Genomic DNA, 13219 nt, shown 5'->3' on the forward strand with positions numbered 1-13219 from the left:
AGCGGTCACACAAGTATGATTTCCTCTAAGGTGTTTGTGACTTCTTGTTGCATACTCGGTAAGACATGACTATAAGTGTCCAAAGTTACTCCTACCTTCGTATGTCCTAATCTCTCGGAGATCACTTTTACATTTATTCCTTTGGAAAGGAGTAAAGTTGCATGTGTATGTCTTAAATCATGGAACCTAATATGAGGCAATCCACATCTTTCAATGTCTTTTGCGTATGCCTTTGTTAAATTCCCAGGGAATACAGTCTTACCATTTGCAAAATTAAATATTACGATATCCATATCAACCCAACCAGATCCAAGTTTAGACTTTAGAGTTTCATAACGCTTCCGCTGTTCCTTTAAAATGTCGATTAATTGATTAGGAATAGATATCTTTCTGACACCAGCATAAGTTTTTGCACCTTGTTTTATCTTGGTTCCGTAATGAGTTAAGGTTTGGTTTATATAAATAATTTTATTGGTAAAATCAATGTCTTTCCAACGCAAACCTAATATCTCACCTTGTCTCATACCAGCTAGCAATGCAAGCGCATAAACACAGTGATATCTTCTGTTTTGTGTGAATTCCAAGAACGTATTCACTTGGTCAAGTGTCCATATCTGTAAGTTCGATTTTTCCTTTTTTGGTAATGTAACTTTTCTCATGTAGTTTATCTTCAATAAACCATACTCAATTGCTTTATCAATAGCGCATTTCAATAGTGTGCAAACACGATCAATCGTATTTCTTGCGTAACCCTTATTGTGCATATTAGTTACAAATCGCTGACATATATTTAAGTCAAGCCTCTGTAACTTAACATTTCCAATTGAGTCTTTGATGTGGTTTTTATAATATAACTTGTTATTATAGAAAGTGGTTTCGCTGCACTCCATCTTCCGTATATTGTCAAGCCAATATTGGATGAAATCACCGAGTGTTGTATGATCAGTTCCTACGTATTCTTGATTCTGAACATCTAAGTGAAGCTGTGCCATTGCCTCATCAGCTTCTCTTTTTGAGTTAAACCCCCTTCTCCTCACTTGTTTTCTTAATCCATTTTGATCATAGTAGTCAAATACAAATTCCCACTTTTTAGTACCTTTATTTTTCTTAACTGAAGCCATTTTTACACGCTCCCTATTCTTACTGACCAATAAGAATGGAGCCAAGTATGTGATTATTTTAATTTCATCACAAATACCGACTCCAGTTATTGATGGTTCTTCAGATTGTTTTTGATGTTTTAATCCAATATTCCAGCACTGCTCTTGAAACGTATTTTCTCTTGCCTATCTGTACTGGATTCAATTTATTCATGATTTCTGTAGCTGCATTACGCCCCATATTCAATCTCTTCATAATATCCTTAGTACACAATAACTCTTTTTCTTTATTTGCTGTGTCAGTGTTACTCATTCAATCACCTCATGTAACTCCTATGTATGTATAATTTGTCTCATTCGATATTTTTAATTTGATTTAAACCATTATTGACCTAATTAAGCTTATATGTATTCTTTTCTCTAATTAACCTCCTACTCATCTTCCATCTCTTCAAAGTATTCAAATAAATCCATATCTTCCGACCATTCATTAACTGTATTAACGCTCATTGTACGCCCGTCTAAGCCTGTTATATGTATCTGCTTCCTTTATACTCCCTTACTGTAAAACTCGCTCAGAAGGGTTTTTGTAATGTCAAAAGAAGTCCAAGGGTTATCCAGCCTGGGCAGAAGCCATTCGCTTTTTGCTGGAACTGATCGATAAACAAGCAATACGACTGACTTAAGTAGGACCCCCGCACAACATGGATAGAACGACGTATAAACTTTTAGCTACGCACCCATGGCCGGGGAGGGGGCCCCGGCCGTGGGTGGCGATTTTTACAGCGTTGTTATTGTCACTCCGTTGTATCATCAAACTCAACACCTGATATATAATCAACACCTTTTTGCGCTTGCCCTGCTGATAATCCGGTCAGTTACCATATCGTAAATTTTAATACTCATATTTACCCTCTCCCTTATGTGATATAATGGAGGAGCGAAAGCTATCCAATAATTTTCGCTCCGGTCCACTTGCTCCCTTAAAGCTAGTGAAATGATCACCGCGCAGATTTCCGGCACTGGGTTAGTAGGATCGAGCTCACAGCGGACAATGGGTTGTACTTGTGCCATTATGGTCTCCTTTCTCAAATCAAAAAGGCCTCAATCTGCGAGACCTTATCGATTTGGGTATGCTATTTTTCGGAAGTTCCGAGCGCTTCGTTAATCATCCTTAGTTTCTCGGTTTTGTAAATAATTTGTTGATTTATGCTATCAATCATTATTGTTACCCTCAGGACTAGTGACTGAAGCTCCTTAAGTAGTAATGTTAATCACCTTCTTTTGATTATCGACACTTAGGTCGCCACCAATAGCTTCGCTTATGGCCCTAACCGGCGCATTTGCGTTCCCGTAACCGGGTTTAATTTGCCGCTCGCCGTTACAGAAAGCTTCAAAACAACGTCTCCACTTTCTACAGTTAACCCACAGACATATCTGTGACTGGTTTTCTTCGTTCATAGGCAAAAGCAATCATTACCGCCCCTAGGATAGCACAAATCATGTACATAAACGAATAGGAGGATAGATCAGCGACCGATCCCATCAACACTCCACCCAGAGATACACCCATATCTGCTGTCGCAATAAATAAACCGATTAATACATTCCGATTCAGCTGTGGCAACACAAAGGATAAATAGGTGGTTAACGTCGGATAGAGAATGGATTGAGCGATACCCATCAAGATTGCCCCCACATACAAAAGGACAGCTCCTCCTGTGATTGCCCAACTTACACACAGTGCGGCTATTGCCAACAGGAACATCGTTCCCATGATAAAAGGTGCGTGCCACCTGCCGTCAGAAGGGATTTTTTTGCGTAGCAACATCCGGGCCAGCACAACAGTTCCTGCCTGAAGCATCAGATAGATCCCCGCTTTGCCGCTTGGTAATTGACTGGCGTACAGGGGAATAAAGGTCGTGATGGCACCGAACACAATGGAAGCACTAAGCATCAATAAACTGCATCTAAACAAGAATGGATTTTGCAACAATTGACGAAAGGATTGAGCCAGGCTTACATTCTGCTCCGATGGATATCCGGCAGGATGCTGCTCTTTGCTCTTGTCCATCTTGGCGGTATATCCGAAGATGCCTGTACAGACGGCAATACCGATCAGAACGACTGTAAAATAATCCATGCTACCTGTCTGCCAAATCCATAGCGCCAAAACAGGACCCACAATGCCGGGAATATAACTGAACAACGAATAATAGGAAATGCCCTGGGAACGGTCTTTCTCCGGCAGGGCATCTATAATGCCAATCTGCAAAGCCATGGAAAAGAAAGCGGTCGATACCCCCTGTAAAATACGAGCAACCAGATAGCCTCCAAGCCCCGTAAACGTGTATAAAATCAGAGCAAACCCATTGATAATCAGAATAAAACGAAGTACTTTGATCGGTCCGCGTTTTTGAATGATATGACCTGCCCATGGCCTGAAAAACATGGCTGTAAACATATAGGCGCCCATAATCAGACCAATGGTTGTACTGCTCGCCCCCAAGGATTCACCCTGTAAAGGAATAATCACATTAAGAATTGCATTTGCACTAAAATACAGAAGTACCAGGATGTACAAACGCAGAAACGGCCATGACATCGCTCCACTCATCCTTGGTCCTCCACCTGAAACGTAATTAAATAGGTTAATAATCTCCTGGCATAAACGGACTGAACATCCTTCAATTGCTCAATAGGTACCATTTCCTCAATCTGACCGTCTCTGAAAATAATAACCCTGTCGCAAATATAGGCTGCCACCTGAATATCATGCGTAATGAACACATAGCTCATCTGATACAATTGCTTTAATTCTTTTAACAATCGCAGCACCTGAATCTGCACGGACACGTCCAGAGAACTGATGGCTTCATCGAATACAATGCAGCGGGGTTCTGTAGATAAGGCTCTTGCGATACATACTCTCTGAGCCTCTCCACCTGATAGTTCATGTGGATATTTGAGCCTGTAGGAAGAGTCTAATCCCACTTGATGCAACAACGTATCAACCTTGCTTTGCATATCCGCTTTCACTTTTTCCTGAGCCTTTAGGGGCTCCATAATGGCTTCCTCCACCGTAAGAAACGGATTAATGGAGGACGTATAATTTTGAAATACGGCACTGATGCTGCCCATCCTCACGCGGCGATCATTCACGTTTTTTCCCTCAAATAAAATACGCCCGCGATCAGGCTTTTCAATGCCCAGAATCAGACGTCCCAATGTGGACTTGCCACTTCCACTTTCGCCGATAATGCCGAGACATTCGCCTTGCTTGCATTCAAATGCAACTTTTTTCAAAACCTGCTGCCTTTGTTTGGAGAATAATCCGTCTTGTTTATAGGACTTTTCAATCCCATCCACCTTGAGCATCTATGTCCCCTCCTGCATCAATTTCCTGAAATGATTGCTCAGCTCCAACCGGGTAGTAACCAAATATTGAGTATAAGTATGTTCCGGCTTCGAAAAAACAGACCGAATGTCCCCGCTTTCGACAATGGCTCCATCTTTCATGACCATCACTTCATCCGCAATCTTCTGAACGACACCGAGGTCATGGGATATAAACAGCATGGAACAACCCATTCGTTCGCGTAGTCGAATCAATTGTTCAACCACTTCATATTGAGAGATCGTATCCAGCGCCGTTGTTGGTTCATCCGCAATGATCAGATCCGGCTCCAACACGAGTGCCAATGCAATCATGATTCGCTGCAACATGCCACCGGATAACTGATGTGGATATTGATTGAGAATTTCTTGCGGATTCTTTAACATGACGCTTTCCATGGCGCTAATGATCTTCCGCTCGCTCTCTCTGTTATTCCAGTTGAAATGCGTCTGGAGCGTCTCTCGAATATGGACACCGATTACACAAGAAGGATCAAATGCACTCATGCCATTTTGCAGAATCATGCACAGGTTTTTGCCTCTTCTTCGTCTCATCTCTTGTTCAGAAAGCTGGTTCAAGTCCTCGCCTTTGAAGAGAATCGTTCCGGATAGGCGAATCCAGGGTTTATTCAAACGCATAATAGACCTGCATGTGACGGACTTGCCACTTCCGCTTTCCCCGACGATGGCCAGACAACTTCCTTGTTTGACCTGAAATGAACTGTTATGAATAATGACCTTGTCCGTATTGGCATCCCAGACCTTCAAATGTTTAACCTCTACTATATTCATAGACGGTCTTTCCCACCTCTTTTTTACGAAGCTTACCTTTGGAAGTCATCAATTTGGGGTTCAAAGCGATCTGAAGCGCATCCGATAAAAAATTAAAGGCCGACACCACAATGACAATCGCTAGTCCAGGTGCCAACATTAACTCGGGTCTGGAGAACATGACTTCCCTTGCCTCATTCAACATCATCCCCCATTCGGCATGAGGGGCCTGTATCCCCAAGCCCAGAAAGGAGAGCCCCGAGATTTGCAGCATCATCGAACACATGGAACCACTGGCAATTACCGCAACGTCGGCAAATGTAACCGGAACAATATGCTTGGTTATAATTCTAAAGCTGCCGATGCCAGAGGCTTTGGCGAATTTCACATACTCCATCTCGGAGAACTGCATCACGGAAGTTCGAATGACGCGGGCAAACCATGCCCATTTCATGACCACAAACGCAATCAAAATATGTTCAAGTCCCGCGCCCAAAATACCGACCACCGCCAGTGTCATGACGTATCCCGGGAAAGAAAGCATCACATCGCAAACTCTCATGATCCAGGCATCTGTCTTTCCTTTGAAGTAACCCGCGATAAATCCGACGATAGCTCCAAGCAGAACAGACATCATCAAGGCTACCAATACCCATAGCACACTGGGACGAATACCATAAATGAGTCTGGATAACACACATCTGCCCAAATGATCATTTCCTAACCAATAGCCCCAGGAGGAGGAAGCATATCGAAGCTTCATATTCACTTCCTCCGGGTCATGGGGGGCACACCAAGGGGCAAATATGCCCGCAGCAACAATGATTACAATGACAGCGAGCGATGTCATCGCAAGCTTGTCTTTGCTCAAATTTCTTAATAATCGCATCAGCATCAGAGATCCTTTCTTAACCGGGGATTCATCGCCGCATTGATCACGTCAGAAATCGTATTAAACAGCACAAATGTTACGGCCAAAATAAGAACATACGCCTGAATAATCGGGAAATCCCGATTGAGGATGGACCGCACGCTCAACCTTCCAAGTCCCGGCCAGGCAAACACATTTTCAATCACAACAGTACTGCCGAGCACAATGGGGATGGCCATGCAAAATATGGATACCGCCACTTGCAGTGAATTTCGTAAAATATGCAGGGTCACCTTCCGCTCACTTAAGCCGCTTGCCCTTCCATAGAGCACGTAATCCTCATTCATGTTGCTTAACATCGAACTCCGGACCGTTCTAAAATAAATGCCTGTATAACTCACCGTAATCACGATTACTGGCAGAATGTAGCTCTTAAACGAATCCATTCCGCTCGTAGGCAACAAGTCCAGCTTGACGGACAAATACCAGATCAGGATGGCTGCGAGCCAGTAAGATGGTATGGCGGTCAGGACAAACGAGAGGCCTCTGACCGATTTATCGACGGCTCTCCCTTCTCTCATGGCACAGATCACACCCAGAAGAATAGACAACCCAATAATGAATACCGATGATACCAGCGTTAATTTTAATGTGTTCAGGAATGCAGGACCAACCAGGGACCACACCGGTTCACCGGATACATACGAGCTGCCAAAATCAAACTGCATACAGGCAATCAACCAATTCACATACTGGATGACGAATGGTTTATCGAACCCTAATGCTTCATTGGTTTGGGCGATTAATTCATCCGTAATCTGAGGAACCTCCTGTGCCTGTAATACAACTACGGCGGGGTCCAGCAGTGAAAGGTTAATGAGTACAAACGTTATCAATGAAATGACGAACAGCAAGGGTATGGCGAGCAATATCCGTTTGACTATATAACTTCCCATATCCATCACCGCTCTATTTAAAATTCATTTGCTCAAATGGCAATTCATATTGAGTCTGCTTGAATGAGATTCCGTCCAGGTTTTTGGGAGCGACGACGGTGACCCGTCCGTTGGTAATCGGAATAAACACGGCTTCATCATGGACGATTCTCATTATGTCGGCGTACAGTAATTGGCGGGATGCGTCATCTGTGGACACCATGACTTCATCAATTTTCTTATATAGTTCTTCCGCTTGGGTAAGACCGCTTGTTGTATGTTTATAGGCGGAATCCGAAGTAAACGCAGAGATTGTACTTTGTGGATCGTACGCCAGTCCCCAGGTCTGATTGAACAACAGATCATATTCCCCGGTTGCCCTTCTGTTCGCGATCGAAGTGGATTCCTCACCAACAATCTCCAGCTGAATGCCTAATCCTTTTAAGGCATGCTGGATCAATTCCGCCTGCGTTTTTTGCGAAGATGAATTGCTGTCATAATACAATGTCAGAGCTAATTGCTGACCATTCTTCGTTCTTACTGCCTTTCCGTTTGTTAATGTCCAACCTGCCTTTTCCAAAAGCTCTTTTGCAGTCTCGGGATTATACTCCCGCTTCTTCAATTCAACATGGGCATAGTTAACGTTTGACGAGAATAAGGTGTCCGCTACGGTCTGTGTTCCGTTAAAAATGTCATTGCTGATCGTTTCCCGATCAATGGCAACCCATATCGCTTCACGGACAGCCGTTTCGTGGACAGGGTTATCCATTTTGCTGCTATTGGCTACGATCATATTTGTATTCATCGCTTCACTTCGGACCACTTGGAAATCACCCGAGTCAGCCAATTGATTCATGGCTTCAACATCAATGCTGTCCGCACCCCGATCATCGGTGAATACAAAGTTGATTTCGCCCTTCTGTAATGCCAGTAATGTCGTTTCCCCTGCCGGGAGAACCTTGGACGTGATTTTTTGGATCTCAGGTGCGCCGCCCCAGTAATCTTCATTGGCTTCAAACGTTGCATTCTCATCGATTTTATGTGCAATCAGCTTGTAGGGTCCCGTGCCGTGATAACCGCTTACCCCGTCCTTTGTGCCTCCGTTCGTAAAATCCTTGGGTGATATAAATACATACGGTCTGGTCATGGACAGCTCCACCAGGGCTGGATAATAGGGTTCGGAAAGCACCAGTTCGAAAGTGTATTCATCCATGACTTTCGTACTTACGATTTTGGTGGACAACTTAATCCAGGCATGTTTTTCGGCATTCGCCTGAACCGCATCGATATTTTGTTTGACCGCCTCAGCGTTAAACGGTTCACCATCATGGAATTTCACATCTTGTCGCAAATAGAACGTATACGTTTTCCCGTCTTCGGCAATATCCCAGGATTCTGCCAGTAATGGCTTGATTCCATCGACCGTGTTTTCAACCAAAGATTCGTAAACCATCCCTTGTGCGGGCATGGAACCTGTGTACAGATGGGGATTCATATCATTAATATCCTTGGCGGATGCATATATGAGTTCAGACTTGACCTCGCTATTCGCTGACTCCTTTTTTGTCCCTTCCTCTTGCCCACATCCTGCGAGCACGGTAATGACAGACAATAACAGCAATATTAAACCAAAAGCACTACCCTTTTTCACAACATTTCCTCCTGATAATGAAAGATATATAAATATGTGATTAGCCCCTAATGTTCGCCAGCCCTGCGCAGATCATCCGAATGTCTTCATTGAAGGATTGAACGACAAATGCATCGGACAGATCCTGATCGGCGTGAGCGCGAGCAACTTCTTGAATCTTCGCCTCATAGGTGGCAATAAACGTATCGATGGTTGGGCAGCTAACCTGCAAATGTCTCGCAATGCCCTGAATGATTTTGATGCGGTAGTAGTCCTCCTTGGGCATTCTGGGGATGTCCAAAGATCCTTCCTGATTGACAAACATCTTCCTGAAGGGAACAGCCGAAAAGTCAAAATACTTGCCCTCCGGGTTGGGCTCCGAAAAGGGATCCATCAATAACGAGGTGTATCGTATGTATAATAAATACTCTTGATGAATGTCCTGAAACTGACTAAAATTCTCGATATCCTGGCGTGATAAACTCTCCAATCGTACCGGATAATTATCATCCGTCATGAATTGAAGCAGATTGACACCCTGGATACGGAGCCTATCCGTAATCGTCATAATTTCGTTCCACTGTGTCCGCATGTCCCGAATCAAATATTGGGTTACAGGACCTTCCGGGTAGATTTTATATACATATTTCCGTGTGTCTGACGCTCCAAAGATGGCATCCAATGAAAAGTCATTCATGAACAACGGCGGGTGCACATATAAAGAAATATTTCTCGTTTCCGCCTCGATTGGAGATGGCAAAACTTCCAGTGCAATGCCCAATTGCTCGTACATCTTGCACAGTCTGTCCACATGTTCCGAAGGAGTAGACGTGGAACCGATATAGACCTTTTTCTTAACTCCTGTTGTAATGACATGATTGGACGGTTGATCGTTCATCCATCGGGTGTCCCCCAGATAGGTAGAGAAACTGATTACTTCTGTATCCGCATGCAACTGCCTCACATAATGGCTTACCAGCATGTTGGAGCCAAAGGTTGGAGAGATCAAAATAATGCAATTCACTTGTTTGATGAAGTTTTCCTTCATTTGTTTCAATACATCGATATAAGCATCCGTTGTCACAGCGAAAATGAGCGTATCCCATTCGCCTTCAATGGTCTCATATCCCTTAAACACCCGATCGATGAAGCATTCACCTGCCAACGGTCGATGCTTTTCATTTTGAATGCTTGCTCCAATGAATCCATCACTTTGCAGAACTGCTTCAAAAAAAGAGTTTGAACGCATCGATTCTCTTCCCACTATGCCTACGGTGCAATTGAATTGCCTTTTGAGCGTTACTGCCAGCTGAATGGATGCAGGGCCTGTTCCGATCAACAGCACTCGTTGAAATCCGCTCATATGGACCTCTCTTTCCCAAGCTCAAACGAGCTATGCTTTTTGGTATAACGCAATATCGAACACATCATCCGGACGCAAGATATTGTCGACCATCTTCCATTTGCCGCTGTCGGTCTCTCTCATCGGATAGTTGAACAACGACTTTAACTGGTTACCGTACCTCATCGCCACCACCACATGTTCATTCGTCAATGCATGCAATTGATCGAGCAGATCATATTTATTCGCAACCGTGGAACTAAAAATGATATGTGTTGCTTCTCTCGTAAAAGCAAGGTCCTGCACCAATGTTTGCTCCAAATGAATGTTCAAGCCCGCACCCAGCTTCTCCACAACCTTCAACCCGAGTGTAATGGCTTCTTCGTCAATATCGATGCCAACTACCTCTGCCCCTGTTCGCTTAGCGATAAACAAAGGCGTCATTGGAAATGACCCGGAGCCTACCAGCAGCACTTTGGAACCCGAGGTGACATGGAAGCTACCAAACTCTTTTTCAATACATTCTTCTATGTTTTTGAAATAATCCGCGATTTCCACATCTCCGTCTTGCAGCTTCAATGCCCGATATTTCTCCATGACCGCCACACACCGTGCAGATTTGTCTCGCAGATCAAGGACAAGTTGATGCATGCTGCCTGATTCCTGCTGATTGAGCTGTTCCCAGATTCGTTCATTTTGCTTGTCCGTTATAAACGTAGAATAGTCATCAATTAAAGCCTCCAGCTCTGAACTGTGCTGAGCCGTATGATCATATCTGCCTGCCAACTCATCGAATTTCCCGGAGAATTCACTCAAGCATGTTTGAAAATCAATCAATGTCTCCATTCCTTTTCCTCCTATCACTCGTCATGGTCATGCATCTATAAATGCTTTGCCCTGGGCCACGATTCCAACAGATCCTTCAATCGTAATTCGTTCAAGCTCTGCTCCATTCCATTGCGCCTTCACTTTAATCGTACCACCAGGCTGCTTGATTTGCTGAACGACTTCCCTTTGCCTGCTCCATGCCAGATAGGCTCCCACGGAGGCTGTACCTGAACCGCACCCCCTTTCCCAGATCAGACTATCCAGCTGCGGGACAAATATGAGTGGTGCCAGCTCCTCCGATTGGGATTTGTATAATAAAATACCAATCAGCTTATCCCCCAAGGTTAAGCCTAATAATCGCGCCAGCGCTTGTGCCCTCTTTCTCATCGCTTCATCAAACGCTTCCACTTCGATGACGATATGGATGAACTCCCGATACCGCACGATTACAATATCCATATCGATTCCCTCATACTTGACGGTTCGTTGTTCAATCTGCTCAGGAATGGGCATCATTACTTGGCAAAAATATTCATTCTGCTGCTTCTTCACCTGACACCTGATTAGTTGATCTGTCCCGGAAACCTCCAAGACGATTTCTGAATAATCAGTTGATTCCACCTCTTTTTCGGACGCGATATACGCAGCCAAGGCCATGCAGGCATTCCCGCAGAACTCTCCACCGGCCATTTCCAAATAGGCAGCCGCCTCCGGTTTTATCGCTCCGCCAATGAACCCCACTTGTTCGGCGTATACGTTGTCATAGGACATAATTTGTGCGGCGATGTGTGGATATGTCTCAGCTGGATGATCCGTTTTCACCAGAACCGTCATATTTTGAGTTGGATTAAACTTGATAAAATCAATCTCCTGTATCATCGCAGCCGCTACTCCTATTCTTGTTATGGAATTAAGTTGAGTTAACTTTGCTATAATGCGTAAATAGTAATTATTACGATTAATGTCGAGGGGAATATAGCATAATCCACTTGTGATCGTCAATAGTTATTTTAATTTCCAAAAAAGAGAGTATGCTTGTCCTTATATGCCCAGTTGGAAACAGATCTGACTATATATGGATATATTTAGGCGGAATGTATAGTTATATATAATAAAAGCACCAAATCTCTAAAAGCCTTGGCGCTACTGATTTACAACTATATGCGTCGATTCTCGACGAGTTTATTATGACTATAGACCAAGTCCAATTTTTGATTTTTCACTACACCATCCCATCCTACATCACCCCCCGGAAGATCGCTCAGTGGCTTTACGGCTCGAGAACGTTCATCCATTATTTGGTATTATGGGCTCACATTCCGTGGAACGGATTCCGAGTATGGCGCTAGGTATATTTCATGCACCTCGTGCTGGACCCAGCTCATTAGTTCCCATGATATCGAGAAGCATGAAGGTATATATCGTTAAAGCAAAAAAAGCCGCAACTAAGCGACTTATAAGCATATATGTTCTTAAATTCCCCACCGAGTTCTTCCATTACTTCACGTCTGCGGAAGTCCTCGAATGAACTGTACGAGCAAAAGAATGAAGAAGGTGCCGCCAACGCCACCTGCCAGTGCATGCGGGACGATGAAAGGCAAATAGGTATCTACCCAGCCGAAATGATTAAACATCACATACTGCGGCACCAGTGTAACCTGGGGTCGGAAGCATCAGCGTAATCAATACGATCGCAAATCAGAAGTTCCGCAATGGGAAGCTGATCCTGGCAAAACCGAACGCGACGAGACTGTTTGAAACAATCGTCGTAAACAAGACGCCTGCGATCAGTCCAAACGTATTCAGATAGAAGTGGGTAAACGAATATCCTGAGAGCGCATTCCATCCTTGTGTAAAATTATTAAATGTCGGATGTTTCGGAAGCAAGTCGGCGGACGCCATTTCGGCATCAGGCCTTTTTCAAAAAGGTCTATTTAAGTTTTTAATATTTATTAAATCACTCAGCCCATAAAGGCATTTCATGATCAAGCGCTCTACATGCTCGCCGTATTTTCTTAAAGGGATGGCACCAATCCCCGCGTTTCCTACTTGATTATTCCATTATCCTTCCATTTAGTTCAATAGAATAAGCAGGCTTAGGCAGCCTGCTCGACAATGTATGATATTCAGCTATCGTGCTTCATTAGCGAAGCGAACTTTGTACTTATCCTATTTGCTTTTCCTCAATTCGATACCATAACTCACAATACTCATAACCGTCTTTGTTTGTACAATACATTTCGAAATTGCCGCCATCTAAAACATTATACTTTGATGTTTGTAGCCATTCAGAAAATATCCGATTTTTTAATGAGCGCAAATCATAATTGCCGCTGCCGTTCCCAT

At 43.7% G+C, this 13219-nt stretch carries 14 protein-coding genes; all 14 read right to left on the reverse strand.

Annotated elements, in window-relative coordinates:
• Positions 1-5: 5 nt before the first annotated feature.
• Complete coding sequence (locus MUG84_RS26780; protein WP_244731221.1) at positions 6-1121, reverse strand: site-specific integrase; 1116 nt, start codon at positions 1119-1121, stop codon at positions 6-8.
• A gap of 100 nt (positions 1122-1221) precedes the next feature.
• Positions 1222-1413 (reverse strand): hypothetical protein, encoded by a 192-nt coding sequence (locus MUG84_RS26785; RefSeq protein WP_244731222.1) that lies wholly within the window; start codon positions 1411-1413, stop codon positions 1222-1224.
• A 1107-nt stretch (positions 1414-2520) separates the two neighbouring features.
• Positions 2521-3717 (reverse strand): staphylopine family metallophore export MFS transporter CntE, encoded by a 1197-nt coding sequence (gene cntE, locus MUG84_RS26790; protein ID WP_244731223.1) that lies wholly within the window; start codon positions 3715-3717, stop codon positions 2521-2523.
• Positions 3714-4478: an ABC transporter ATP-binding protein gene (locus tag MUG84_RS26795; protein WP_244731224.1), complete on the reverse strand. Its 765-nt coding sequence runs from the start codon at positions 4476-4478 to the stop codon at positions 3714-3716. The genes cntE and MUG84_RS26795 overlap by 4 nt, the downstream gene beginning before the upstream one ends.
• A complete protein-coding gene (gene cntD, locus MUG84_RS26800; protein ID WP_244731225.1) occupies positions 4479-5288 on the reverse strand; it encodes a staphylopine uptake ABC transporter ATP-binding protein CntD in 810 nt (269 codons plus the stop codon).
• Positions 5269-6156 carry a staphylopine uptake ABC transporter permease subunit CntC gene (cntC, locus tag MUG84_RS26805; RefSeq protein WP_244731226.1) on the reverse strand — a complete coding sequence of 296 codons (888 nt, stop codon included), beginning with the start codon at positions 6154-6156 and terminating at the stop codon, positions 5269-5271. Before cntC ends, cntD begins: the two co-directional genes overlap by 20 nt.
• A 5-nt stretch (positions 6157-6161) precedes the next feature.
• Entirely contained in the window at positions 6162-7094 is a 933-nt protein-coding gene (gene opp1B, locus MUG84_RS26810) for a nickel/cobalt ABC transporter permease (protein ID WP_244731227.1), read from the reverse strand.
• A gap of 13 nt (positions 7095-7107) precedes the next feature.
• Positions 7108-8724 (reverse strand): staphylopine-dependent metal ABC transporter substrate-binding lipoprotein, encoded by a 1617-nt coding sequence (gene cntA / locus MUG84_RS26815; protein WP_244731228.1) that lies wholly within the window; start codon positions 8722-8724, stop codon positions 7108-7110.
• 40 nt (positions 8725-8764) lie between these two features.
• Positions 8765-10066 (reverse strand): opine metallophore biosynthesis dehydrogenase, encoded by a 1302-nt coding sequence (locus MUG84_RS26820; protein WP_244731229.1) that lies wholly within the window; start codon positions 10064-10066, stop codon positions 8765-8767.
• Between the two features lie 30 nt (positions 10067-10096).
• Entirely contained in the window at positions 10097-10891 is a 795-nt protein-coding gene (locus MUG84_RS26825) for a methyltransferase domain-containing protein (protein WP_244731230.1), read from the reverse strand.
• A 27-nt stretch (positions 10892-10918) separates the two neighbouring features.
• Positions 10919-11752 carry a histidine racemase CntK family protein gene (locus MUG84_RS26830; protein ID WP_244731231.1) on the reverse strand — a complete coding sequence of 278 codons (834 nt, stop codon included), beginning with the start codon at positions 11750-11752 and terminating at the stop codon, positions 10919-10921.
• Between the two features lie 623 nt (positions 11753-12375).
• On the reverse strand, positions 12376-12510 hold the full coding sequence (locus tag MUG84_RS27400; RefSeq protein WP_280521527.1) for a hypothetical protein: 135 nt from the start codon (positions 12508-12510) through the stop codon (positions 12376-12378).
• Between the two features lie 61 nt (positions 12511-12571).
• The gene (locus MUG84_RS26835) at positions 12572-12775 is read right to left on the reverse strand and encodes an ABC transporter permease family protein (RefSeq protein WP_244731232.1); all 204 of its coding nucleotides are present in this window, start codon (positions 12773-12775) and stop codon (positions 12572-12574) included.
• A gap of 262 nt (positions 12776-13037) precedes the next feature.
• Positions 13038-13219: effector binding domain-containing protein (locus MUG84_RS26840; RefSeq protein ID WP_244731233.1), on the reverse strand; the 182-nt coding region annotated here is incomplete at its 5' end.

It is taken from the genome of Paenibacillus mangrovi (assembly GCF_022898935.1).
GTDB classification, from domain to species: domain Bacteria; phylum Bacillota; class Bacilli; order Paenibacillales; family Paenibacillaceae; genus Paenibacillus_AQ; species Paenibacillus_AQ mangrovi.